The organism is Streptomyces longisporoflavus (genome assembly GCF_014649775.1).
GTDB lineage: Bacteria > Actinomycetota > Actinomycetes > Streptomycetales > Streptomycetaceae > Streptomyces > Streptomyces longisporoflavus.
On the sequence record NZ_BMTR01000030.1, the window covers coordinates 1 to 25,715 of the forward strand.

At 70.9% G+C, this 25,715-nt stretch carries 9 protein-coding genes and 1 pseudogene; 3 read left to right on the forward strand and 7 right to left on the reverse strand.

The genetic code is table 11. From position 1 onward, the window contains the following. Both IE226_RS36985 and IE226_RS36990 read left to right on the forward strand, forming a co-directional pair. Window positions 1–307: pseudogene (locus IE226_RS36985) on the forward strand (ABC transporter); the annotation flags it as partial. Continuing rightward, a complete protein-coding gene (locus IE226_RS36990) occupies window positions 304–1,080 on the forward strand; it encodes an ABC transporter permease (RefSeq protein WP_190085887.1) in 777 nt (258 codons plus the stop codon). The pseudogene IE226_RS36985 and the gene IE226_RS36990, both read left to right, overlap by 4 nt. 107 nt (window positions 1,081–1,187) lie before the next feature. Here the strand turns inward: IE226_RS36990 and IE226_RS36995 are convergent, their stop codons facing one another. Continuing rightward, entirely contained in the window at window positions 1,188–2,414 is a 1,227-nt protein-coding gene (locus tag IE226_RS36995) for a cytochrome P450 (protein WP_190085888.1), read from the reverse strand. A 390-nt stretch (window positions 2,415–2,804) separates the two neighbouring features. Between IE226_RS36995 and IE226_RS37000 the strand changes: the two genes are divergently transcribed. Next, window positions 2,805–3,365 carry a GtrA family protein gene (locus tag IE226_RS37000; protein WP_229871776.1) on the forward strand — a complete coding sequence of 187 codons (561 nt, stop codon included), beginning with the start codon at window positions 2,805–2,807 and terminating at the stop codon, window positions 3,363–3,365. Here the strand turns inward: IE226_RS37000 and IE226_RS37005 are convergent. The 6 genes from IE226_RS37005 to IE226_RS37030 form a co-directional block, all read right to left on the reverse strand. After that, window positions 3,335–4,294: an ATP-binding cassette domain-containing protein gene (locus IE226_RS37005; RefSeq protein WP_190085889.1), complete on the reverse strand. Its 960-nt coding sequence runs from the start codon at window positions 4,292–4,294 to the stop codon at window positions 3,335–3,337. The two genes, IE226_RS37000 and IE226_RS37005, sit on opposite strands and share 31 nt — an antisense overlap. After that, the gene (locus IE226_RS37010; RefSeq protein ID WP_190085890.1) at window positions 4,291–5,046 is read right to left on the reverse strand and encodes a thioesterase II family protein; all 756 of its coding nucleotides are present in this window, start codon (window positions 5,044–5,046) and stop codon (window positions 4,291–4,293) included. Before IE226_RS37010 ends, IE226_RS37005 begins: the two co-directional genes overlap by 4 nt. A 64-nt stretch (window positions 5,047–5,110) precedes the next feature. Then, window positions 5,111–8,923: a non-ribosomal peptide synthetase gene (locus tag IE226_RS37015; RefSeq protein ID WP_190085891.1), complete on the reverse strand. Its 3,813-nt coding sequence runs from the start codon at window positions 8,921–8,923 to the stop codon at window positions 5,111–5,113. Between the two features lie 4 nt (window positions 8,924–8,927). Continuing rightward, window positions 8,928–16,643, reverse strand: a complete 7,716-nt coding sequence (locus IE226_RS37020) for a non-ribosomal peptide synthetase (protein WP_190085892.1) — start codon at window positions 16,641–16,643, stop codon at window positions 8,928–8,930. 5 nt (window positions 16,644–16,648) lie between these two features. Next, the gene (locus tag IE226_RS37025) at window positions 16,649–24,430 is read right to left on the reverse strand and encodes a non-ribosomal peptide synthetase (RefSeq protein WP_190085893.1); all 7,782 of its coding nucleotides are present in this window, start codon (window positions 24,428–24,430) and stop codon (window positions 16,649–16,651) included. A 46-nt stretch (window positions 24,431–24,476) separates the two neighbouring features. Beyond that, on the reverse strand, window positions 24,477–25,658 hold the full coding sequence (locus IE226_RS37030) for an NAD(P)/FAD-dependent oxidoreductase (RefSeq protein WP_190085894.1): 1,182 nt from the start codon (window positions 25,656–25,658) through the stop codon (window positions 24,477–24,479). Window positions 25,659–25,715 lie beyond the last annotated feature (57 nt).

The following is a 25,715-nucleotide window of genomic DNA, read 5'->3' on the forward strand; positions in this document are numbered from 1 at the left end:
AGGCACGGCAGAAGAACTCAAGCGCCTCATCCCCGGCGGACACGTACGACTGCGCTTCTCCGATCCCGCGACGTACGAGGCCGCCGCGCTGGCCCTCGGCGAAGTCACGCGCGACGACGAGTCCCTCTCCTTGCAGATCCCCAGCGACGGCACCCAGCGCGAGCTGCGCGCCATCCTCGACTGGCTGGACTCCACCGGCATCGAAGCCGACGAGCTGACCGTGCACACCCCCGACCTCGACGACGTGTTCTTCGCCCTGACCGGCCCGGCCGCCGTCCCCGCCCAGTCCAAGGAGACCGCCCGATGAGTTCCCTGTCCCTCGCCGTGCGCGACTCGTCCACGATGCTGCGCCGCAACCTCCTGCACGCCCGGCGCTACCCCTCGCTGACCCTGCAACTGCTGCTCACGCCGGTCATGCTGCTGCTGCTCTTCGTCTACATCTTCGGCGACACCATGAGCGGCGGCGCGGGCCGCGACGCCTACATCGCCTACATCGTCCCCGGCATCCTCCTGATGACCATCGGCGCCACCACCACCGGCACGGCGGTCTCCGTCTCCATGGACATGAGCGAGGGCATCACCGCCCGCTTCCGCACGATGGCCATCCACCGCGGGTCCGTGCTGATCGGCCGTGTCGTCGGCAGTGTGCTGCAGTCGATCGCCAGCGTGGTCCTCGTGGGCGCGGTCGGTGTGGCCATCGGTTTCCGCTCCGCGGACGCCACGGCTCTTGAGTGGCTCGCGGCATTCGGGCTGCTCACGCTGTTCGCCCTTGCCCTCACCTGGATCGCGGTCGGCATGGGCATGGTCAGCCCGAACGCCGAGGCCGCCAGCAACAACGCCCTGCCGCTGATCTTCCTGCCGCTCATCTCCAGCACCTTCGTCCCGCTGGAGAGCATGCCGGGCTGGTTCCAGCCGATCGCCGAGTACCAGCCCTTCACCCCGGCCATCGAAACCCTGCGCGGACTGCTCCTCGGCACCGAGATCGGCAACAACGGCTGGATCGCCCTGGCCTGGTGCGTCGGCCTGACGGCGCTCGGCTACCGCTGGTCGAAGGCGGTCTACAACCGCGACGCGAAGTAGCGGCAACGCATCCGCGGAGCGGCAACCGCAACGCCGAAGGGCGGCGCACTCCGACATACCGTCGGTGTACGCCGCCCCGGCCGCGTTCTACGAGGCTGTCCCCCGTCTCAGGAGGCCGATCCCGTCCAGGTGACCGGGAGTGCGTGGACGCCGTAGATGTTCATGTTGGTCTTGAGCTTCACTTCCCGCGCGGGGATCGCCAGTTCCAGGGTCGGGAAGCGGCGCAGCAGGCCGGCGAACCCGGCGCGCATCTCGATGCGGGCCAGTTGCTGGCCGAGGCACTGGTGGACGCCGTGGCCGAAGGCCAGTTGACCGCGGGCCGCGCGGTGGACGTCCAGGGTGTCGGGGTCGTCGAAGCGCCGGGGGTCGCGGTTGGCGGCCAGAAGGGAGACGAGGACGGTCGACCCCTTGCCGATGGTCTCGCCGCCGAGCTCGATGTCCTCCGTGGCGTAGCGGTAGAGGATGTCGACGACGGACAGGTGGCGCAGTAACTCCTCGACCGCTTCGGGCAGCAGCTCCGGGTCCGCGCGCAGTTCGGCCAGTCGCCCGGGGTGCTCCAGGAGCGCGAAGGTGCCAAGGCCCAGCATGTTGGCGGTGGTCTCGTGGCCCGCGATGAGGAGCAGGAAACCGATGCCGGTCAGTTCCTCGATGCTGAGGTCGTCGTTGCGGGCCAGGTCGGACAGGATGTCCTCTTCCGGGGCGGCGCGTTTGCTCGTGACCAGTTCCGAGAGATACGTGGTCAGGCCGGTGAACGCGGCGATCTTCTCGTCGAGCGAGATGTCCTTCTCCAGGAACTTGGTGGAGTTGGCCTGGAAGGTCTTCCGATCCGCGTAGGGAACGCCGAGCAGTTCGCAGATCACCAGCGAGGGCACCGGCAGCGCGAACTCCTTCATCAGGTCGACCGGCGGGGTCAGGCGCGCCATCTCGTCCAGTTGCCGCTCGGCGATGTCGTTGATGTGCTCTTCGAGCATCTTCATGCGCTTGACGGTGAAGGCGCCGGTGAGCATGCGCCGCAGCCGCGTGTGGTCCGGCGGGTCCATGCCGATGAAGAGGCCGGGCTCCTGCGGGGACGGCTCGGTGACGGGGGGCATGCCGGGCATCTCGTACGGCATGTGGAGCGGGCCGATGTCCTGGCGGGAGCTGAACCGGGTGTCCGCCATGAGCCGGCGGACCTCGTCGTAACCGGTGACCAACCAGCCCTCGTGGCCGTCGGGAAAGATCAGGGGGCTGACGGGGCGTGACTCGCGCAGCTCGGTGATCCGGCGGGGCGGGTCGAAGGGTCCCGCGTCGCGTTCTACGGGCAGGCCGTGCGGTACGGGAACGGTTCGGCTCATCGGTGTCCTCTCGTGGGGGGATCCGCAGTTGCTTCGTTCAGTGGACCGACCGATCCACCATGGCACACAACCTGCGCCATAGCGAGCCACTGTGGCACCCACGGTGTGCCGCGTTGGGGCCGCAGGTCAGGCTGCGGTTAAGGAAGGCGTAAGCCGGGAGCCGTAGAAATTGAGCCAGGCTTTCAGTGCCGTGTTCCGCGTCGCGTTCCGGTGTGCCCCAACTCCCGGCTTAAGTCGTCGACCTGCGCCTCCATGGCCTCTTTGATGTCGATACGCCACCGATGACGCGCACGGAGCCAATAAAGGGTCGCCATGGCGCCACGTGTGTGCCATGATGGCACCACTGCCGAATCGGTCAGTGCGAGGGAAACAGCAAAAGGGGTGGGAGCAATGGAGACAGCGGAGAGCCGGCAGCAGGCGGCGCCCGGCACCTTCCTCGCCTTCGCCCGTTTCACGCTCTGCGGCGGCGGCGTGGGGATCGCCTCCAGCTTCGCCGTGACGGCCCTTGCATCCTGGATGCCCTGGAGCCTGGCCAACGCGGCGGTCACCGTGCTTTCCACCCTGCTCGCGACCGAACTGCACGCCCGCTTCACCTTCGGCGCCGGCAGCCGCGCCACCCGGCGCCAGCACACGCAGTCCGCCGGATCAGCCGCCGCCGCATACCTCGTGACCTGCCTGGCGATGCTCCTCCTGCACCACCTGGTGGCCACCCCCGGCGCCCTCCTGGAGCAGACCGTCTACCTCGGCGCGTCCGCACTCGCCGGCATCGCCCGCTTCGCCGTCCTGCGCCTGGTCGTCTTCGCACGCAACCGCCACACGCAGCAGGCACAGCCCGCCCACCACGCGCAGAAGCCGCCCCGGCGACACGCGGTCGCCGGGGCGGCTCAGGGAGGTTTGACCGGTCGGTTCGAGCCGGTCGGTCAGCCGGTCAGTGTCACGCTCGCTTCTTGAGCGCGGCGATCGGTGAACGCCGTCGCGTCGGCGCGGAACACGTCGTCGAGATCCGGCGTGTGCACGGAGAACTCCCGCGCGTTGATCGCGTGCGCGTCCAGCCGGCCCAGGAGAGCGAGCAGCGACTTCGACTCGCCGTCGCTCGGCACCCGCAGGGTCAGCTCCTCGTCCTGCCGGACGGATCCGGCCAGGACCCGCGCCGCCGCGTCGAGTTCGAAGAGGTCGGCGAAGCGGAACCGGACATGCGTGCCGGGAATCCGGCGCTTGAGTTCCTCGGGGGTGCCCCGGGCCGCGAGGCGGCCCCGGTCGAGGACGGCGACCTGGTCGGCGAGCTGGTCGGCTTCCTCCAGGTACCGGGTGGTCAGGAAGATGGTGGTGCCCTCGGCCACCAGCTCGCGGACGATCCCCCACACCGTGCGCCTGCCGCGCGGGTCCAGGCCCGTGGTCGGCTCGTCCAGGAAGATGACCTGCGGGTCGCCGACCAGCGTCATCGCCAGGTCGAGCTTGCGGCGCATACCGGCCGAGTAGGTCGCCGCCAGACTGTCCGCCGACTCCACCAGGTCGAACCGCTCCAGGAGCCGCCCCACCACCCGGCTGTCGGAGCGCACGCCTTTCAGGTCCGCCATCCGCCGCAGGTTCCCGCGGCCCGAGAGCAGCTCGTCCACCGCCGCGGACCGACCCATCGCGCCGATGGCGGCGCGCACCTGCCCGGGCTCGGTCGCCACGTCGTGCCCGGCGACACGCACCGTGCCGGCGTCGGCCCTCAGCAGCGTCGTCAGGACGTCGATCGTGGTTGTCTTGCCCGCCCCGTCCGGGCCGAGCAGGGAGAAGACCGAGCCCGCGGCGACATCGAAGTCGATGCCGTCGAGCACGGTCTTGCTCCCGTACGCCTTGCGCAGCCCGGAGACCGAGATCGCCGACGTCCTCACGCCGCCTCCCCCGCGGGTGCGTGAGCGCGCGCGGACTCCCCCTCGATCACGTCGAGCACCTCGCGGCCGAGATCGACCAGGTACATGTGGTCGCCGGGGAACTCGACGTAGCTGAACCCAGCCGTGGTCGCCGCCTGCCACTGCCGGCCCTCCTCCGCGGTGACGAGGCCGTCGGAGTCGCCGCGCAGCGAGGTGATCGGCACCGACACCGGTACGTCGGTGCTCGGCACGTAGTTCTCGTGCATCTCGCAGTCGGCCTGCAATGTGGGCAGGATCAGCTCACGCATCTCCGGGTGGTCGAGCGCCTCGTGCCGGAAGCCCGCGAACTCCTCGACCCTGGCGAGGAATTCCTCGTCCGGGAGCCCCGTCGCCCGGCGCTCGCGCTGGGTCCACGGCCCCGGCGAACCACTGACGACAAGCCGTTCGACCTGTACGCCGCGCGCGCTCAGCAGGTGGACGAGCTCGTAGGCGAGGACCGCGCCCAGGCTGTGCCCGAACAGCACGGTCCGCGCGTCCGGGCCGAGGTCCGCCACGATGTCGTCGATCGAGCCCTTGGCCGCTTCGACGACGTTTCGGTACGGCTCCTCCAGGATCCGCCGCTCCCTGCCCGGCAGTTCGACCGAGGTCACCCGCCACCGGCCCGCGGCCAGATCCCGCCACGGGTGGAAGAACGAAGGACCTGCTCCCGCGAACGGCACGCACAGCAGCGTGGTCTGATCGCCGTGCTCCGCGGACTTGCCGGGCTCTGTCATCCCGACCCACCCCAATCATCCAGTCGATGGTTCGCTGTACCGGCTGCGGGAGACCGACGCCCGGTCATTCCGCCAGCTTGCGGTTGATGACCTCGAAGGCCTCGGCCACGGGTCCCGGCATGTTCATCTCGTGGTGCGTGGCGCGCACGTCGTGCACCTCGATCTCACCGAGGACGTAGGGCCGCCACAGGTGGTCGTACAGCTCGTCCTTGAGCGTCGCGCTGAAGAAGACCACGTCGCCGCGGTAGACCGGCGACTCGAAATTCATCATGAGGTTCGAGTTGTTGGCCAGGACCTTCGACATGTCGTCGATGAAGTCCTGCTGGTTGTCGGTGCCGATGTACTGGCCGAAGAAGACCTCGAGCTCCTCGCGGTAGTCCGCGAGGGTCTTGTTGGCGTGGAGCTCCGTCCACCCCATGCCGCCCGGCTGGGAGTCCAGGATGGCCACGAGCTTGATCTCGTGCCCGCGCCGGTCGAGTCCTTCCGCGACGGCCTGCACGACGGTGCCGCCGTAGGACCAGCCGATGAGGTAGAAGGGCCCCTCCGGCTGGATCTTCAGCATCTCCTCGATGTAGTCGTCGACCATCTCCTCGACGGACCCCACCAGGTTGTCCGAGCCGTCGGAGCCGCGGGACTGCAGGGCGTAGGCCTTACGGTCCTGCACGAACGGCACGAAGCTGAAGTACGCCCAGCCGAGGCCGCCGCCGCCGTGGAAGAACCACACGGGCTCCTTGCCGGTGCCGGGGTCGTTGTTCAGCGGCAGCACGACGCCGAGGGGGTCGGGGCTGTCGACGGGGATGGCGCCGATCTTCATCAGCGAGGCCAGCTCGGCCACCGTGGGGAACTTGATGATGGTGCGCAGCGGCAGGTTGATCTCGAGCTCTTTGCGGATACGGACGCTGAGCCGGGTGGCGAGGAGCGAGTGCCCGCCGAGCGCGAAGAAGTCGTCGTGGATGCCGACGTTCTCCCGGCCGAGCAGCTCGCTGAAGAGGGCGCACAGCTTCTCTTCGTGGGAGTCGCGCGGCGCCTGGCCGACCACGACGTTGGTGTCCTCGGACGGCAGCGCCGCCCGGTCGAGCTTGCCGTTCGGGGTCAGCGGGATCTCCGTGAGCGGTATCAGCTCGGAGGGGACCATGTACTCCGGGAGGCGTCCGCGCAGGTGCTCCGTCAGTTCGTCGAGCAGCGGCGCGGTCTCCTGAGCGGCGTCGGACCCGGCGTCTGCCGCGGGCACCACATAGCCCACGATGCGCTTGTCGCCGTCCTTGTTCTCGCGGACCAGGACCGTCGCCTGCGCCACGCCGGGGTGGCCGGCGAGTACGTGCTCGATCTCGCCGAGCTCGATGCGGAAGCCGCGGATCTTGACCTGGAAGTCGGTGCGCGCGACGTATTCGAGCTGGCCGTTCCTGTTCCAGCGCACGAGGTCGCCGGTGCGGTACATCCGTGCTCCGCCGGTCCCGAACGGGCTGGCCACGAAGCGCTCCGCGGTCAGCTCCGGCTGGCCCTGGTAGCCGCGGGCCATTCCGGCGCCGCCGATGTACAGCTCGCCCACCACGCCGCGCGGAACCGGCCGCAGCCGCGCGTCGAGGACGTACACCTGCGTGTTGCCGACCGGCGTGCCGATCGCCACGCCGCCCCCGGCCTTGATCGGCGCCATGGTGGACCAGGTCGTGGTCTCGGTCGGGCCGTACCAGTTGCCCACCTCGACGGCCTGCTCGGCGAGAGTCTCGGCCAGGCGGGCGGGGACGGGCTCGGCGCCGGTCATGATGCGCAGGTCCTTGGCGGCGTCCGGCTCGTGCGTCAGGAGCATCTGCCAGAACGCGGGCGTGGCCTGCACCGCGCTGATCTCGTGGCGGTGGATGAACTCCAGGGCGGCGGACGGGTCGGTGACGGTGTCCTTGGTCGCCATGACCATGGTCGCGCCGGAGACGAAGGGGAGGTACAGCTCGGTGTTGGCCATGTCGAACGACACCGTCGTGCTGAACAGCATCCGCTCCCCCGGCGCCAGCGGGAACCGCCGCTGCGTGCTCGCCAGGAAGTTCGCCACCGCGCCACGCGGGATCGTCACGCCCTTCGGGATGCCCGTGGAACCCGACGTGTAGATGACGTACTGGGTGTTGTCGGGGCGGACGGTCACCTGCGGAGCCGTGTCCGGGTACGCGGAGCAGTCGGCGCCGGCCAGCGTCTCGGCGTCGAGCACCAGCGCCGGCTTGGCCTGCTTGAGGACGTAGTCGATGCGGGACCGCGGGTGGGACGGGTCGACGGGCACGTAGGCGCCGCCGGACTTGAGGACCGCCAGGAGCGCCACCATCAGGTTCACGGTCCGGGGCAGGCAGACGGCGACCAGGGACTCGGCCCGTACGCCATTGTCGACCAGCCAGTGCGCCAGCTTGTTGGAGCGGACGTCCAGTTCCCGGTAGGTGAGCGACTCCTCGTCGCTGATGATGGCCGGTGCGTCCGGGGTGGTCTGAACCTGCTTGGTCACCGCCTCGACGAGGCCGTCTTCGAGGGTCGGCGCGGCGGTGTCGTTCACCTCCACCAGGAGCCGCTCGCGCTCTTCCGCGCTCAGCACGTCGACGTCCCCGACGCACACGGCCGGATCGGCGGCCAGCTGCTCCAGGACGCGCGCGAAACGGTCGGCCATGGCCTCGACCGTGTCCCGGTCGAAGAGCTGGGTGCCGTACTGGATGTCTCCGTACAGGGACCCGGAGTCGTCGATGGTCATGCTGAAGAACAGGTCGACCATCGTCTTGGTCGTCAGGGCCTGCTGGAACTCGACGTCGAGGCCGGGGAATTCGAGGACCGGCTTCTCGAAGTTCTGCCAGCCGCACATCACCTGGAACAGCGGGCGGTACGCGGCGGAGCGGTCGGGGTTGAGCTCCTCGACCAGTACGTCGAACGGCACTTCCTGGTGCTCGTAGGACGCGAGGGCCTTGTTGCGGACCTGCGTGAGCACGTCGGTGAACGACGGGTCGCCGGAGAGGTCGACGCGCAGGACCAGGTTGTTGACGAAGCAGCCGATGAGGTCGTTCAGGGCCTCGTCGGTGCGCCCGGCGATCGGGCTGCCGACCGGCACGTCGTCCCCGCCGCCGAGCTTGGACAGGAGCACCGCGAGCGCGGCCTGGACGACCATCGCCATGGACATCCCGCGCTCGGCGGCCAGCTTCTCCAGGCCGGCCCCGACCTCGGGCTTCACGACGAAGCCGACGTTGTCGCCGGACGTGGTCACCTCGGCGGACCGCGGGCGGTCCAGCGGCAGGCTCAGCGGCTGGGGCACCCCGGCCAGTTCCTCGCGCCAGTACTTCAGCTGCGCCGCGGCGAGGCTGTCCGGGTCGGCGACGTCGCCGAGCACTTCGCGCTGCCAGAGCGTGAAGTCCTTGTACTGCACGGGCAGCGGCTCCCACTGCGGCGCCTTGCCGTCCCGGCGGGCGGAGTAGGCCGCGGCCAGGTCCCGGGCCAGGGGTGCGCTGGAGCTGCCGTCCGTGGCGATGTGGTGGACGACCACGACCAGGACGTGCTCCTGCGGCGAGGTGCGGATCAGGGTCGCCCGGAAGGGGTTCTCGGCCGCGAGGTCGAAGCCGTGCGCGACGGCCTCGTCGATCGCCGCGGACACACCGTCGGGCGCCACCTCGACCACCGGCAGCTCGGTCCGCGCCTGCTCCACCGGCAGAATCCGCTGGTGGGGCACACCCTCGTCGTTCGTCACGTACGTGGTGCGCAGGATCTCGTGCCGCTCGATCACGTCGCGGATCGCCGCGGCGAGCGCCGGCTGGTCCAGCGGACCGGTCAGCCGCAACGCCGCCGACATGTTCCAGGTCTCCCCACCCTCCAGTTGGTGCAGAAACCAGTAACGGCGTTGTGCGAATGACAGCGGAATCATTGCTTCACTCCTCTACGAACATCTTGCGCAAACGGGGGCGACTTGGAGCAGCCGGTTCCTGCGACCAGGGTGCGAGTTCGGCCACCGTCGGCAGGTCGAAGATCTTGCGGATGGGGATCTCTACCGCCATCTCGGCACGGACCCGGCTGATGAGCCGGGTGGCGAGCAGGGAGTGTCCGCCGAGCTCGAAGAAGCTGTCGTCGATGCCGACCCGGTCCAGGCCGAGTACTTCGGCGAACAGCTTGACCAGGGCCTCTTCGCGGGCGGTGCGCGGCGCACGGTAGGGGGCGCCCTGGAACTCCGGCTCGGGCAGGGCGGCCCGGTCCAGCTTTCCGTTGGGCATCAGCGGCAGCCGGTCCAGGAGCACGAAGGCGGAGGGCAGCATGAACTCGGGCAGCCGCTCGCCGGTGTGCTTGCGGACCTCCTCGGATGTGGTCTCGCCCGAGGGCACCACGTACGCGATGAGGTGCTTGCCCGCGCCCGCGCCCTGCCGTGCCATGACGACTGCCTGGGCGACGTCGGGGTGCGCGGTGATCGCGGCCTCGACCTCGCCGGGTTCGATGCGGAAGCCGCGCACCTTGACCTGCGCGTCCCCGCGTCCCACGTATTCGAGGCTGCCGTCGGCGTTCCAGCGGGCCAGGTCACCGGAGCGGTACATGCGCGCGCCGGCCGGACCGAACGGGTCGGCGACGAAGCGCTCGGCGGTCAGTTCGGGCCGTCCCTGGTAGCCGCGGCCCACGTTCCCGCCCACGTACAGCTCGCCGATCGTGCCCTGCGGCACCGGCGCGAGGCCGGGGCCGAGGACGTAGGTGCGCATGTTGCCGAGCGGGGTGCCGACGGGCGCGTTGCCCGCCTGGCCCCGCGCGTCGCCGGTGACGGTGTGGGTGGTGGCGTAGAACGACTCGCTCTGCCCGTAGGCGTTGACGACGCGTACGCCGGGGAAGGCCTTCTGCACCTTCTCGACGAGCGACGAGTGCAGGGCCTCGCCCGCGAAGACGACCGTCTCGACGCTGGTGCGCCCCGAGATGTCGTCGGCGATCTCAGCGAAGGCGGAGGGGACGGTGGAGATGACGCTGCCGCTCCAGCTCTCCCGCTCGCCGAGGACCAGGACGTCGCGGACGAGTTCGACGACGCCGCCGGTGGCGAGGGCCGTGAAGATCTCGAACACGGAGACGTCGAAGTTGATCGAGGTGCCGGCGAGGAGCCGCTTGCCCGGTTCCATGCCCACGCGGGAGGCGAGCCGCAGCACGCCGTTGACGACGTTCGCGTGGGTGATGGCGACGCCCTTGGGCTTGCCCGTGGAGCCGGAGGTGTACATCACGTACGCCAACTGCTCGTGCAGCACCGGGAGTTCGGGTCCTGGTGTGTCGTCGTCGCCGGACAGGTCGAGCGTGTCGAGGAAGACGTCCGGCGCGTCGTGCTCCGGCAGCACCGCGACCGTCCCGGAGTCCGTCAGGACCAGGTGCGGGCGCGCCTCCCCGAAGATCGCTTCGAGACGGTGGCTGGGGTACTTGGGGTCGACCGGCAGATACGCGCCGCCCGCCTTCAGGACCGCGAGCAGGGCGACCACCAGGTCCGCGGAGCGCGGCAGCGAAAGCGCCACCACCGACTCGCGGCCCACCCCGCGCCCGGCGAGTTCGCGCGCCAGGCGGTCGGCCCGGGCGTTCACCTCGCGGTAGGTGAGCGTGGTGCCGTCGGCGATGACGGCGACCGCGTCCGGGGTGCGCGCCGCTTGTGCCTCGACGAGGCCGTTGACGGTGATGTCCGGCGTGGGGGCGGCCGTGTCGTTGAACTCCGTGAGCAGCCGGTGGTGTTCGGCCGGCTCCAGGATGTCGACGCGGGCGGCCACGGCCTCGGGGGCGGTCGCCAGCTGCCGCAGGACGCGCAGGAAGCGGGCCGCGAACACCTCCACCGTGTCCCGGTCGAAGATGCCGGGCGCGTACTGGAAGGTGAGCTGGAGGTGCGGGTCGACCGCGGCCATCAGGGCCAGCGGGTAGTTGGTGGCCGTGGACGGGCGCAGGCCGGTGATGGCGATGCCGTCCGCGGCGTCGGTGGCGGCGTCGAGGCCGTCCCGGTCGATCGGGTAGGACTCGAAGACGACCAGTGTGTCGAACAGTGCCTGCAGGCCGACGGTCTGCTGGATCTCCGTGAGTCCGTAGTAGTGGTGGTCGAGCAGGGTGGCCTGCCGGTCCTGGAGCCTGCCCAGGACTTCGCCGAGGGTGTCGCCGGGCGCGTGCTCGACGCGTACGGGAAGGGTGTTGATGAACAGGCCGACCATCGTGTCCACGTCCGTCACCGCGGGCGGGCGCCCGGAGACGGTGGCGCCGAACACGACGTCCCGGCGGCCGGTGAGCTGGCTCAGGAGCAGCCCCCAGGCGCCCTGGACGAGGGTGTTGACGGTGACGCCCATCTCGGCGGCCCGCCGCACGAGTTCGACGGCCTCGTCGACCGGAAGCGCGATGTCGACCTGGTCGACGCCCTCTTCGTCCGCGCGCTCGGTGGCGGGGGCGAGCAGCGTCGGCTCCCCGACCCCTTCGAGCTCGGTGGCCCACACGCGTGCGGATTCCTCCGTGTCCTGCTCCGCGCGCCAGGACAGGAAGTCGCCGTAGCCGCGGGTGCCGGGCAGGGCGGCCGGGTCGCCGTGGGACGCGTAGAGAAGGAGCAGGTCCTGCATGAGCAGGGGGATGGACCAGCCGTCGAGCAGCACGTGGTGGAGGGTCATCACGAGTTCGGCCAGGCCGGGCTCGGTGTCGACGAGCGCGAGGCGCATCAGCGGCGGGGCGCTCAGGTCGAAGTGGGCGTTCTGGTCCTCGGTGAGGAACCGCTCGAACGTCTCGGTGCGCTCCGCCGCGCCGGCCGCGGTCAGGTCCAGGTGCTGCCAGGGCAGGGTGAGCCCCTCGGCCGTGACCACTTGTACGTCGTCGCCGTCGGCCCGGTCGACGAACGCGGCGCGGAGGTTGGGGTGGCGCACCAGAAGTGCCTGCCCGGCCCGCCGCATCCGGTCGGGGTCGACCTTGCCGGAGAGGTGGAACACCAGCTGCATGTGGTACGGATCGAACGGCGTCTGGGCGAGCTTCGTGTGGAAGAGCATCCCGGACTGCACCGGTGTCGTCGGCCAGATCTCGGCGAGCTTGCCGAAGCGGGTCTCCCAGGCGTCGATCTCGTCCTGGCCGACGTCGACCAGGGGTGCGTCGCTCGGGGTCAGGCCGCCGGCTTCGGGGGTCTGCGCGTGCCGGGCCAGGGCGGTGAGTGCCTTGACCCAGAGGCCGGCGAGTTCGGTCACCTCGTCGCGGGTGAGGACGCCGGTGGGGAAGCCGAAGTAGGCGGTCAGTTCGTCGCCGGCGGGTGTGGCGGCGGCCACCGCGTTGATCTCCAGGGCGGAGAGGACCGGCATGTCGGCGTCCGGTGCCGCGATCAGGTCCCGGTGCGCGGTGTCCGGCGTCCAGCCCTGGCCGCGCAGATCCTCGGGCAGGTCCGCGTCCGAGGTCCGGCCGAGGTAGTTGAAGCCGATCTGCGGTTCGCGCTCCGCGGCGAGGGCGGCGGCGGTGTCGGGGTTGAAGTGGCGGAGCAGGCCGTAGCCGATGCCGGTGCCGGGCACCGACCGCAGTTGCTCCTTGACGGCCTTGAGCGCCCGGCCCGCGGCGGGGCCGCCGGTGAGCGCGTCGGCCACGTCGATGCCGGCCAGGTCGATGCGGACCGGGAACGTCGAGGTGAACCAGCCGATGGTGCCCGACAGGTCCGCGCCGGGTGCCACGTGCTCTTCGCGGCCGTGTCCTTCCCGGCGTACCAGCGTCGGGGACACGCTCACGCCCCGCGTCTCGCGCCAGTGGGCGAGGGCGAGGGCGAGGGCGGCGAGAAGGCCGTCGTCGGCTCCGCCGCGGAACACGGCGGGCACCGTGTCGAGCAGGGTCCGCGTCACGTCCGCCGGAACCTTGACCTTCACCGTGTCCACGGTGGCCGCGACATCGCGCGTCCGGTCCAGCTCCCGCGCGCCGAGGACGGGTTCGTCGCCGCTCAGGATCTCCTGCCAGGCGGGCAGTTCGGCCGCGCGCTCCGCGGTGACCGCCTCGTCGGCCAGGGCGTGCGTCCAGCGACGCAGCGAGGTTCCCGTGCCCGCCGGTTCCGGGGCGCGCCCGGCCTTGATCCGCTGCCAGGCGGCCGCGAGGTCCGGCACCAGGATGCGCCACGACACTCCGTCGACGACCAGGTGGTGCAGTACGACAAGAAGCCGGTCGGCGCCCGTGTCCGCGTCGGAGGTGAAGTGCACGAACTGCGCCATGACACCGGCATCCGGGTCGAGGCGTCCCGCGGCTGCGTCCAGCTCGGCGTGCACATCGGCGTCGTGGGCGGCGTCCCGCAGCAGCGTGCCCGCTTCGACGCTGCCGGGCGGGTCGATCTGCAGGCCCGGCTGCGTCCGGGCGAGCCGGGAGCGCAGCACGTCGTGCCGGTCGATGACGGCTTGCAGCGTGGCGAGCAGTCCCGCGCGGTCGATGCCCTCGGGAAGGGTGAGGAGCTGGGACATGGAGAACCGCGCGATGGAGCCGCCGAGCCCGAGGACGTGCGCCGCCATCGGGGGCAGCGGGGCCCACCCGACGCCGCCGCCGGGCAGCTCGGCCAGGGTCACGCCCGGCTCTTCCGTCTTGCCTTCGATCAGTTCCGCGAGCCGGGCGACCGTACGGTGCTCGAAGATCTCCCGGACGCTGACCGCCGTGCCGCGGGCCTTGGCGCGTGCGGAGACCTGGATGGAGCGGATGCTGTCGCCGCCGCTGGCGAAGAAGTCGTCGTCGATGCCGACCTGTTCCAGGCCGAGCACCTCGGCGAACAGCGCGCAGAGGATCTCCTCGCGCTCGTTGCGCGGCGCCCTGCCGGTCGAGGCCTGCGTGTAGTCCGGTACGGGCAGGACCCGCCGGTTCAGTTTGCCGTTCGGGGTCAGCGGGATCTCCGCGAGCGGCACCAGGGCGGAGGGCACCATGTAGTCGGGGAGGCGTCCGCGCACGTACTCGGGCAGCTCCGCGAGCAGAGGGTTGTCTCCGTCCGCGTCGGCGTCGGCCCGCGCGGCGTCCGATTCGAGCACCACGTAGCCGACGAGGCGCTTGTCGCCCTCCTTGTCCTCGCGGACGATGACCACGGCCTGCGCCACATCGGGGTGTCCGGCGAGGACGTGCTCGATCTCGCCCAGTTCGATGCGGAAGCCGCGGACCTTGACCTGGAAGTCGGTGCGTCCGACGTATTCGAGGCGGCCGTCCTTGCTCCACCGCACGAGGTCGCCGGTGCGGTACATGCGCGCTCCGGCAGGGCCGAACGGGCAGGCCACGAACCGTTCCGAGGTCAGTCCGGGGCGGCCGAAGTAGCCGCGGGCCAGGCCGTCGCCCGCGATGTACAGCTCGCCCTGGACCCCGCGCGGGGCCGGGCGGAGCGCGGCGTCGAGCACGTACACCTGTGTGTTGCCGATCGGCGCGCCGATCGCCACGCCCGTCCCGGTCTGGACGGGCGCCATGGTCGACCAGATGGTCGTCTCGGTCGGGCCGTAGACGTTGAGGACTTCGGCGGCCTCGCCGGCCAGTGTCCCGGCGAGGCGTGCGGGCAGGGCCTCGCCGCCGACCAGGACGCGCAGGCCCCGTGCGGCGTTCGGCTCGTGCATGACCAGCATCTGCCAGAAGGCGGGGGTGGCCTGTACGACGCTGACTTCGTGGCCGCGTACCGTCGCCATGACGGCCGAGGGGTCCAAGACGGTGTCCTTGCCCGCGAGCACCACCGCCGCTCCGGTGATCAGCGGCAGGTACAGCTCGAGTGCCGCGATGTCGAAGGAGACGGTGGTCACCGCGAGCCACCGGTCGGCGGGCGTCAGCGGGACCCGGCGGCTCATCGTGGCGAGGAAGTTGGCGAGGGCGCCGCGGGAGATCGCCACGCCCTTCGGGTTGCCCGTGGAGCCCGAGGTGTAGATGACGTACGCGGTGTTGTCCGGCGCGACGCGCGGGGCGGGCGCCGTGTCCGCGTATCCGGCCAGGTCCGCGCCGGCCAGTGTCCCGGCGTCGAGGACGAGCGCGGGGCGGGAGTCGTCGAGGATGTAGTCGATGCGGGAGCCGGGGTGGTCCGGGTCGATGGGTATGTACGCCGCGCCGGCCTTGAGGACCGCGAGGAGCGCGACCACCAGGTCCGAGGACCGGGGCAGCCGGACGGCCACCAGGGACTCGGGCCGCACCCCTCGGTCGATCAGCCAGTGCGCGAGGCGGTTGGCCCGCGCCTCCAGCTCTCCGTAGGTGTACGACGTCTCCTCGCCGATGACGGCGGGCGCGTCCGGTGTCGTCCGCGCCTGCCGCGTCACCAGCTCGACCAGGCCCGGATCGAGCGTGGGCTCGACGGTGTCGTTGGCCGTGTGGAGCAGCCACTGCTGCTCGTCGTCGCCGAGTACGTCGAGGCGTGCGAGACGCTTGGCGGGATCGGCGACCGCCTGCTCCAGGATGCGCACGAACCGGTCGACGATGTCGGCGGCCGTGTCGTGGTCGAAGAGTTCCGTGGCGTACTCGAGGCGTCCGTAGGCGCGCCCGGAGGCGTCCGGGACGATGTTGAAGTACAGGTCGAACTTGGCGGTGTCGGTGCCCGCCGAGACCAGGGACGCCTTGAGGCCCGGCATCTCGATCTGCGGCCACACGAACTGCCAGGCCAGCATCACCTGGAACAGCGGCTGGTAGGCGGTGGAGCGCTCCAGGTCGAGCAGTTCCACCAGTCGCTCGAAGGGCACTTCCTGGTTGTCGTACGCGGCGAGGGACTTGTCCCGCACCTGCTCCAGGAGTTCACCGAAGGTCGGGTCGTGCGACAGGTCGGTGCGCAGCACCCAGGTGTTGATGAAGGTGCCGATCAGCTCGGCGAGCGCCTCGTCCATGCGGCCCTCGATGGGGCTGCCGATCGTCACGTCGTCGCCGACGCCCAGCTTCTGCAGCAGTACGGCGAGGGCAGCCTGGGCGACCATCGGCGCCGTGGCGCCGCAGTTCGCGGCCAGCTTGCCGAGGCCGGCGATCAGTTCGGGTTCCAGCTCGAAGGAGACGTGGCCGCCGCGGTGGCTCGCCACCGTCGGCCGCGGGCGGTCGAGCGGCAGCTGCACCGGCTGCGGCACCCCGGCCAGTTCCTCGCGCCAGTAGTCCAGTTGCCCGGCGGCGATGCTGTCCGGGTCGTCCTCGTCGCCGAGCAGCTGCTGCTGCCACAGCGTGTAGTCCTTGTACTGCACCGGCAGGGGGGCCCACTCCGGCGCGCCCCCCTGGTGGCGGGCCGCGTACGCGGACGACAGGTCCCGCAGGAAGGGGCCCATCGACGCGCCGTCCGCGGCGATGTGGTGGAACACGAACATCAGCACGTGCTCCTGCGGGGCGAGGCGGAAGACGGTCGCCCGCAGGGGAAGATCCGTGTCCAGGTGGAAGCCCTGGCGCGCGGCCTCGTTCATCGCGGCGTCCAGCGCGTCCGCGGCCATGTCGACCACCCGCAGCGGAAGCGCCGCCTCCTGCGCGGGCAGGATCTGCTGCGCCGGCGTGCCGTCAGCGTCCTCCACGATCAAGGTACGCAGACTCTCGTGCCGGGTGACGACATCCGTCACCGCCGCGGAGAGGGCCGCCGTGTCGAGCGGCCCCTCCAGGCGCAGCACGAACGGGATGTTGTAGGTCGCGGACGGGCCTTCCAGGCGATGGAGGAACCACAACCGGCGCTGGGCAAAGGACAACGGAATCATCGTCGCTACTCCTGCACGTTCATCTGTCGCAGCTGGGGGCGCTTGGACGTACCCGACTTCTTGATCCGGGCCGCCAGATCGGCGACGGTCGGGCTGCGGAACACCGTCGTGACTTTCACGTCGACGTTGAGCTCGCTGCGTATCCGGCCGGTGAGCCGGGTGGCGAGCAGCGAATGGCCACCGTGGTCGAAGAAGTCGACGTCGATGCCGATCTCCTCCACGCCGAGCAGCTCGGCGAAGAGCCGGCACAGGACTTCCTCGGTGTGGTTGCGCGGCCCGCGTCCGGCCGCGGCCTCGGTGTGGTCGGGCGCCGGAAGGGCCCTGCGGTCGAGCTTTCCGCTCGGTGACAGGGGCAGCTCGGCCAGCGGCACGAGTGCCGAGGGGACCATGTACTCCGGCAGCCGCTCCTTGGCCAGGTCCGTCAGGGCCGTGAGGTCAAGGGCGGCCGGTTCCTTGCCGTTGCCCGCCACCACGTAGCCGACCAGGCGCTGGTCACCGGCGCGCTCCTCGCGGACCACGACCACCGCGCTCTCGACGTCGGGGTGCGCGGTCAGCGCCGACTCGATCTCGCCGAGCTCGATGCGGAAGCCGCGGACCTTGACCTGGAAGTCGGTGCGGCCGAGGTATTCGACCTGGCCGTCCGTGGTCCAGCGCACCAGGTCGCCGGTGCGGTACATGCGGGTTCCCGGTGCGCCGAACGGGCAGGCGACGAAGCGGTTCGCGGTCAGGCCGGTCTGTCCGAGGTAGCCCCGGGCGAGCCCGGCGCCGGCGAGGTAGAGCTCGCCGGCGACTCCGGGTGCGACGGGACGCAGGGCCGCGTCGAGCACGTACACCTCGGTGTTCCAGACCGGCGTGCCGATCGGCACCCGGTCCGCGCCGGGCACGTGCTGCCAGGCCGTGACCTCGACGGATGCCTCGGTGGGCCCGTAGAGGTTGTGGACGCCGCAGCCCGGCAGGAGTTCGCTGACCTTGTTGGCGAGGGCGGGCGGGAACGCCTCGCCCGCGACCTCGATCCAGCGCAGGCTCGTGCACTCCTTGGCCGTGGGTTCGGCGACGAACACCTCCAGGAGGGAGGGCACGAAGTCCGCGCCGGTGACGCCCTCGCGCCTGATCAGTTCGGCGAGGTAGGCCGGATCGCGGCGCCCGTCCGGGCGGGCGATCACGATGGCCGCGCCGACCTGGAGCGGCGCGAACAGCTCGGGCACCGACACGTCGAAGCTCGCCGACGTGCTCAGAAGGACCCGGTCGTCGGCGCCCACGTCGAAGTGCGACAGACCCCACTTCAGGCGGTTCATGATCGAGCGGTGGGCCACCTGGACGCCCTTGGGGCCGCCGGTGGAGCCCGAGGTGTAGATGGCGTAGGCGGCGTTGTCCGGCGTCAGGGTGCGCTCGGGGTTGGTCTGCGGGTAGGCGGAGACGTCCGGGAGCTTGCCGTCGAGCACGAGCAGCGGCGCGGCGCTGTCCAGGACGTGCCGTACGCGGTCCTCGGGCAGTTCGGTGTCCACCGGCAGGTAGGCCGCGCCGGCCTTGCCCACCGCGTAGATCGCCACGAGGAGGTCCACGGAGCGCGGGACGCGCACCGCGACCAGCTGCTCGGGACCGGCGCCCTGCTCGACCAGCCAGTGCGCCAGCTGATTGGCGCGCCGGTTGAACTCGCCGTACGTCAGCCTCTCCTGGTCGCCGATCAGGGCGATGCGGTCGGGGTCGCGCTCGGCCTGCGCCTCGAAGGCGCCGGGCAGCGTGTCCGGGGCGACCGGGTGCGCGGTGTCGTTGATCTGCCGCACCAGCCGGTCGCGTTCGTCATCGGCGAGCACCTCCATGGCGCCGACCTGCGTCTTCGGGTCGGCGAGCACCTGCTCGAGGACCCGTACCAGACGTGCGGCGATCGCCTCGGCCGACTCGCGGCTGTAGAGGTTGCGCTGGTAGTCGAGCGAGAGCCGCAGGTAGGGGTCGGAGGAGTTGAGGGTGAGGGGGTAGTGCGAGCCCGCGAACGGGCGGATGGCGTCGATCGTGAAGCCCGCCGAGGTGTTCGCCTCGACGATGCCCTCGCGGTCGATGGGGTAGTTCTCGAAGACGACGATCGAGTCGAAGAGGGCGGGCAGGCCGACGCCGCGCTGGATGTCGGCGAGGCCGTAGTAGTGGTGGTCGAGCAGGGATATCTGCCGGGTCTGGAGATCGGTGATGACATCGCCGGCGGTCTGCTCCGGCCGGCAGTACGCCCTGGTCGGCAGGGTGTTGATGAACAGGCCGACCATTTCGTCCGAGCCGGGCAGGTCCGCCGGGCGGCCGTTGACGGCGGCGCCGAAGACCACGTCCTGCTGTCCGGTCAGCTTGGAGAGGAGGATCGCCCACGCGCCCTGGAGCAGCGTGTTGAGGGTGACGCCGAGCTCCGCGGCGCGGCGGGCCAGTTCGCGGCCCTTGTCGATCGACAGCGGTACCTCGACGCGCCCGAGGGAGGTGGCTTCCTCCTCCTCGACGGCGGGCGAGTCCGGGGCGATCAGGGTGGGCTGGTCGAAGCCGTCGAGCTCGGCGGCCCAGCGGGCGGCCGTCGCCTTGCGGTCCTGCGCGGCGAGCCACGAGAGGTAGTCGCCGTAGCTGCGGACCGGCGGCAGTTCGTCGGCCTCGGCGTACAGCTGGATCAAGTCCTTGATGACGACCGGTGACGACCAGCCGTCGAACAGGGTGTGGTGCGCCGTGATGATGAGCTTGGCCTGCTCGGGACCGCAGGTGAGCAGCGCGAGGCGGATCAGCGGCGGCCGGGCGGGGTCGAGCTGGTCGGCGCGGTCCTCGGCGAGGGCCTTGTCGAGCGCCGCCTCGTGACCGGCCTCGTCCTGCCCGGTCAGGTCGATGTGCCGCCAGGGGATGGCGACGTGTTCCGCCACGACCTGTACGGGATCGCCGCCGGCGGCGGTGAGGAAGGCGGAGCGCAGGTTGGGATACCGGTCCAGGAGCGCCTGTCCTGCCGCCCGCATGCGTGCCGGGTCGACGTGTCCGGACAGGTGCAGCACGAACTGCATGTGGTAGACGTCGAAGGCGCCGTCGGCCAGTGCCGCCTGGAACTGGATGCCGGACTGGCCCGGTGCCTGCGGCCACACCTCGACGAGGCGGCCGTAGCGCTCCTCCCAGGTCTCGATCTCGTCCTGGCGGACCGTGACGAGCGGGGCGTCCGACGGGGTGAGCCCGCCGATCCCGGGGCGCGCGGCGTACGCGGCCATGCCGTGCAGCACCTCGACCCACAGCTCGGCCAGTTCGGAGGTCTCCTCGCGGGAGAGCACGCCGGTGGGGAACATGAAGACGGTCTGCAACCGGGTGCCGTCGGCGGTGTCCGTGGCGACGGAGTTGACCTCCAGCGCGGAGAGCGCGGGCAGGTCGGGGTCGGGCGCCGGGATGAGTTCGGTGGACCAGTCCGCCGCGGGGCCCCAGCCGTGGGCGCGCAGGTGCTCGGGCACGTCGGTGCCGGAGATCCGGCCGAGGTAGTTGAACCCGATCTGCGGCACGGGGAGTTCGGCGAGCTGCTCGGCGGTCTCCGGGTTGAGGTAGCGCAGCAGCCCGAAGCCGAGGCCCTTGTCGGGGACGGCGCGCAGCTGCTCCTTGACCAGCTTGACCGCCCGGCCGGCCGCGGGGCCGCCGGAGAGCACGTCGGCCAGGCCGCCCGCTTCGCGCACGTCGATCCGCGCCGGATACATGCTGGTGAACCAGCCGACGGTACGGGAGAGGTCGGCGCCGGGCACGACCTCCTCCTCGCGGCCGTGGCCCTCCAGGCGGACCAGGGTCGAGCGGTCCGCGCCGCGCCAGCGGTTGACCGCGAGGGCGAGCGCGGCGAGCAGCACGTCGGTGCCGGTGGCCTTGAACGCGGCGGGCAGCTTGGTCAGGACCGCTTCGGTGACGTCGGCGGGCAGCTGTACCCGCACGGTGTCCAGGGTGGACATCACGTCGACGGCCGGGTCGAACGCGCGCGTGCCCAGCGGCGGGTTGGCCGCTTCGAGCATGTCGCGCCAGAACGTCAGTTCCGCCTCGCGCTCCGGGGAGAGCGCCTCGTCCTCCAGGGCCGATGCCCAGCGGCGGGCCGATGTGCCGACGGCGGGCAGCTCGGGGGTCTTGCCGGAGCGGATCTGCTGCCAGGCCTCGGCGAAGTCCGACATGAGAATGCGCCAGGTGACGCCGTCCACCACGAGGTGGTGCAGGACCACGAGCAGCCTGCCCGCGCCCGACTCCGGGGCGAACCAGACGAAGTCGGCCATGGTGCCGGCCGCCGGGTCGAGCCGTCCGACCGAGGCGTCCAGTTCCGCCTTGGCCGCCTCGAGCGCGGCGGGATCGTCCCACCGGCCGTCGCAGGGCACCTCGCGGATCAGGTCCGCGGCCCGTACGGCGCCTTGCGGGCGTACGTCGAGGGAGAGTTCGGCGCCGCGCAGCAGCTGCGCGCGCAGCAGGTCGTGCCGGTCGAGCACCGCGTCCAGGGTGGCGGCGAGGCCGTCGGCGTCGATGCCCTCGGGCAGTTCGAGGACGATCGACATGGCGAAGCGGTCCGTGCCGCCGCCGTGCTCGAACACGTGCCGGGCCACCGGCTGGAGCGGCATCGGTCCGACGCCGCCGCCCGCGAGCTCGGCGAGCACGGGAGCCCGCTCGCCACGGGCGGACGCCACCTCGGCGAGGCGGGCCGCCGTGCGGCACTCGAAGATCTCGCGCGTGGTCAGGTCGAGGTTCTTGGCGCGGGTGCGGGCCACGACCTGGATCGAGCGCAGGCTGTCGCCGCCGACCGCGAAGAAGTCGTCGTCGATGCCGACGCGGTCCACGCCGAGCACGTCCGCGTAGGCCGCGGTGATGATCTTCTCCGCCTCGGTGCGCGGCTCGCGGTAGGCCTCGCCGAGGAACTCCGGCTCGGGCAGCGCCGAGCGGTCCAGCTTGCCGGTCGGGCCGAGCGGCAGCCGGCCGAGGGCCACGAAGGCGGAGGGCACCATGTAGTCGGGCAGCCGGGCCGCGACGAACTTGCGCAGTTCGGCGGAGGAGGCGCCGGACTGCACGTCGACGTCGCCGATGCCGCCGGCGCCGTCGTCACCGACGGCTCCTTCGCCGGTGTGCACGACGTACGCGACGAGCCGCCGCCCGCCGGTGGGCACTTCGCGGCTGATGACCACGGCTTCGCTGATGCCGGGGTGCTGGGTGATCGCCGCCTCGACCTCGGCCGTCTCGATGCGGAAGCCGCGCACCTTGACCTGGCCGTCGCCGCGGCCGATGCACTCCAGTTGGCCGTCGGCGTTCCAGCGGGCCAGGTCTCCGGTGCGGTACATCCGCTCGCCGGCCGGGCCGAAGGGGTTGGCCACGTAGCGCTCGGCGGTCAGGACGGGGCGGTCGTGGTAGCCGCGGCCCAGGCAGGTGCCGACCACGTAGAGCTCACCGATCACGCCCTGCGGGACCGGGGCGAGGCCGGGGCCAAGGACGTAGGCGCGCATGTTGCCCAGCGGGGTGCCGATGGGCGCGACCTCGTTGTCCGTCCACTCCACGGAGGGAGCGAGGGAGAAGGTGGTGGCGTAGAAGCTCTCGCTCTGTCCGTAGGAGTTGACGATCTGCACGCCGGGCAGGGCCTCGCGGACCTGGCGCACCAGGCGGGCCGGGAGCACGTCGCCGGCGAAGACGACCGTGCGCACGTCGCTGGTCTTGTCCAGGTGGCCGACCAGTTCGCCGAGCACCGAGGGGACCGCGCTGATGACCTGGCCGTCCCAGCTGTCGCGCTCGGCGAGCGCGAGGGCGTTGGGCACGACCTCGGCGGTACCGCCGGTGGTCAGGGTGGTCAGGAGCTCGAAGACCGAGACGTCGAAGTTGACCGAGGTGCCGGCCAGCATGCGCCAGCCGGGGGGTGCGTCCAGGACGCGTACCAGTTCCCGCACGCCGTTGACGACGTTGCGGTGGGTGATCGCCGCGCCCTTGGGCTTGCCCGTGGAGCCGGAGGTGTACATCACGTACGCGAGGTTGTCGGGTCCGAGACCCGGTATGCGGCGCGTGCCGCCCTGCTGCTCGCCGGGACCGCCCCATTCGGCGCGGTGGTCGAGGTTGATGCTCGCCATGTCGTTCTGCGGCAGCTGCTGCCACGTCGCGGTGTCGGTGACGACGAAGCGCGGGCGTGCCTCGGCGAGGACGCCTTCGGCCCGGCCGGCGAGGTACTGCGGGTCCATCGGCAGGTAGGCGGCGCCGGACTTGAGGATGCCGAGCAGGCCGACGACGAGGTCTTCGGTGCGCGGCAGGGCGAGGACCACGAGGTCTTCGGGCGAGGCTCCGCGCCGGATCAGCTCGCGGGCGACGTCGTCCGCCCGCTCGTCGAGCTCGCGGTAGGTCAGTGTGCGGCCGTCGCACTCGATCGCCGGGGCGTCCGGCGTCCTGGCGGCCTGGCTCTCGAACAGCTCCGGAACCGTCAGCTCGGAGAGTTCGGCGGCGCTGTCGTTGAACTGGACGAGCAGCCGGTCACGCTCGGCGTCGTCGAGCACGTCGACGGCGCCGATGGTGCGCTGCGAGTCGGCGACGAGCCGGCTCAGTACGCGTACGAAACGCTCCGCGAGGGCCTCGACCGTGTCCCGGTCGAACAGGGCGGTGGAGTACTCCAGGCGGACGCCGGCCCCGCCCGCGCCGTCCGGGACCATGTTGAAGAACAGGTCGAACTTGGCCGTCCCGGTCTCCAGGGGCTCGGACTCGACGCCGAGTCCGGCGAACTCCAGTTCTCCCAGGGGCTCCTGCCAGGCGAGCATCACCTGGAAGAAGGGGTGGTAGGCGGTGGAGCGGTCCGGGTTGAGCAGCTCCACAAGCCGCTCGAAGGGCATGTCCTGGTTGTCGTACGCGGCAAGGGCCCGGTCCCGCACCCGCTGGAGCAGCTGGTGGAAGGTCGGGTTGCCGGAGAGGTCGACGCGCAGCACCCAGGTGTTGACGAAGAAGCCGACGAGGTCGCGCAGCTCCTCGTCGGTGCGGCCCGCGATGGGCGCGCCGATCGGCACGTCGTCGCCGCAGCCGAGGTGGTGCAGGAGCACCGCGAGCGCCGAGTGCATGACCATCGACACCGTGATGTCCTGCTCGGCGGCCAGCTTCTCGACGGCCGTCAGGAGATCGGCGGCGATCGGGAACTCGACCAGATCGCCGGCGGAGCTCATCGTGCGCGGGCGCGCGCGGTCCGTCGGCAGCGCGAGCGGCTGCGCCATGTCGGCCAACGCCTCGCGCCAGTAAGCCAGTTGGCGGGCCGCCAGGCTCTCGGGGTCGGTCTCGTCGCCGAGTACGTCCTGCTGCCACAGCGTGTAGTCCGCGTACTGCACCGGCAGCGGCTCCCACGCCGGGGCCCGGTCCTGGACGCGGGCGGCGTAGGCGGTGGTGAGGTCGCGGAGCAGCGGCCCGAGGGACTCGCCGTCCAGGGCGATGTGGTGCACGACGAGGACCAGGGTGTGCTCGAGCGGTCCGGTCCGCACCAGGGTGGCGCGGATCGGCGCGTCGGCGGCCAGGTCGAAGGTCTCCTTGGCCGCCTCGTCGATCGCCGTCGCCCGCTTGTCCTGCGCGACCTCGACGACCGAGAGATGGAACGGCTTGTCCCCCGGCGAAAGGACCTGCTGGTGCGGGATGCCGTCGTCGCCCTCGACGATCACCGTACGCAGGACCTCGTGCCTGTCGATGACGTCGCGGAACGCCGACTCCAGCGCGTCCACGCCCAACTCACCGGTCAGTCGCATGGCGAAGGCGCCGTTGTAGGTCGGCGAAGGGCCTTCGAACCGGTCCACGAACCACAGCCGACGCTGCGCGAACGACAACGGGATCATTGTGTCTCCAAATCGGCGTTACCAGGGAGCAAGTCGTCACTCGGCTCTAATCGAGCAGGGTCAGGAGTTCTTCGTTGTAGAAGTCGTCGATGGAGCACGCCCCGGACAGCGTCGAGAAGTACCGGTCGATGTGCTCCTGGTGGCCGACCAGTTTGCGCAGCATGTCGGTGCGCCCCTCGGGCTTGAGCTCGGCCACGTTGAGGGCGCCCTGGTACTGGCTGAGGGCCTCGTCGCCGAGGTCGTTCTCGTAGCGCCGCAGGGCCGTCTTGAGCGCGGCATCGTCGTGCAGCCGCTCCCCGATGCGGTCGGTGAGGGACTGCGCCTGGACGAAGGCCTCGGTGATGCCGCGGGCGGTGATGGAGTCCTTGTGGTTGACCGCGTCGCCGACCAGGACCCAGCCGGGCCCGTACGCCTTGCGGAAGAAGTTCTCCTGGTGGCCCGTGCCGTACATCTGCTCCTCGCGCTTGCCGCCCTGCATCCGCTCCCACAGGTCGGGGGCGGTGGTGCGGACGGCGTCGAGGTAGGCGGGCTCCACGCCCTTGCGGACCTCGTTGTAGTCGTCCTGCGGGAAGTAGGTCATGATCAGCTTGAGGTCGTCGTTGGTCGGTACGGCGGCGACCCAGCTGCCCGGCCGCTCGTACAGCTCGAAGATCGAGGGGACGCCGGACCAGTAGCTGTAGTAGACGCAGGTCGAGCGCGCGTGCTCGATGACCTTCGGCGCACCGACCTTGCGGGCCACAAGCGAGCGCATGCCGTCCGCGCCGACGATCAGTCGGGCCCGCTCGGTCGCCTCGGCGCCGCCGGGGGTCGTGTAGCGCACCCCGACGACCCGGTCGTCCTCAACGATCAGGTCGTTGACCGCGCAGCCCTCCTGGAACTCGACGCCGGCCGCCACGGCACCTTCCGCGAGGATCGGGTCGAGCACGAAGCGCCGCGGCGCGTACGTGGTCGTCAGGCCGTCCATCGGCAGGGAGAAGCCCTCGATGCGGACGCCGGGGCCCTCGTAGCTCTCGACGGTGATCGGTGTGGCGCCCGAGTCGCGGACCTTGTCGAGCAGCCCCCACCGGTTGAGCAGTGCCACGCCCTGCATGTGGATGTAGTGCGACGACAGCGTGTCCTGCGGAAAGCGCGCTTTCTCCAGGAGCAGGACGCGATATCCCTGCTGCGCGAAGAGCATGGCCGTCGGCGAACCCGCACAACGGGCACCTATGACAATTACGTCGTACATGGCACCTCTCCAACCGAGTGGTTTTTGGATTCCAACGGCCGCAGCCGGGCATAAAGA

Bases quoted from the DNA above. Each gene is read 5' to 3' on its own strand.
- IE226_RS36990 (WP_190085887.1), top strand. From the start codon at position 304: ATGAGTTCCCTGTCCCTCGCCGTGCGCGACTCGTCCACGATGCTGCGC.
- IE226_RS36995 (WP_190085888.1), bottom strand. From the start codon at position 2,414: ATGAGCCGAACCGTTCCCGTACCGCACGGCCTGCCCGTAGAACGCGAC.
- IE226_RS37000 (WP_229871776.1), top strand. From the start codon at position 2,805: ATGGAGACAGCGGAGAGCCGGCAGCAGGCGGCGCCCGGCACCTTCCTC.
- IE226_RS37010 (WP_190085890.1), bottom strand. From the start codon at position 5,046: ATGACAGAGCCCGGCAAGTCCGCGGAGCACGGCGATCAGACCACGCTG.
- IE226_RS37015 (WP_190085891.1), bottom strand. From the start codon at position 8,923: ATGATTCCGCTGTCATTCGCACAACGCCGTTACTGGTTTCTGCACCAA.
- IE226_RS37020 (WP_190085892.1), bottom strand. From the start codon at position 16,643: ATGATTCCGTTGTCCTTTGCCCAGCGCCGGTTGTGGTTCCTCCATCGC.
- IE226_RS37025 (WP_190085893.1), bottom strand. From the start codon at position 24,430: ATGATCCCGTTGTCGTTCGCGCAGCGTCGGCTGTGGTTCGTGGACCGG.
- IE226_RS37030 (WP_190085894.1), bottom strand. From the start codon at position 25,658: ATGTACGACGTAATTGTCATAGGTGCCCGTTGTGCGGGTTCGCCGACG.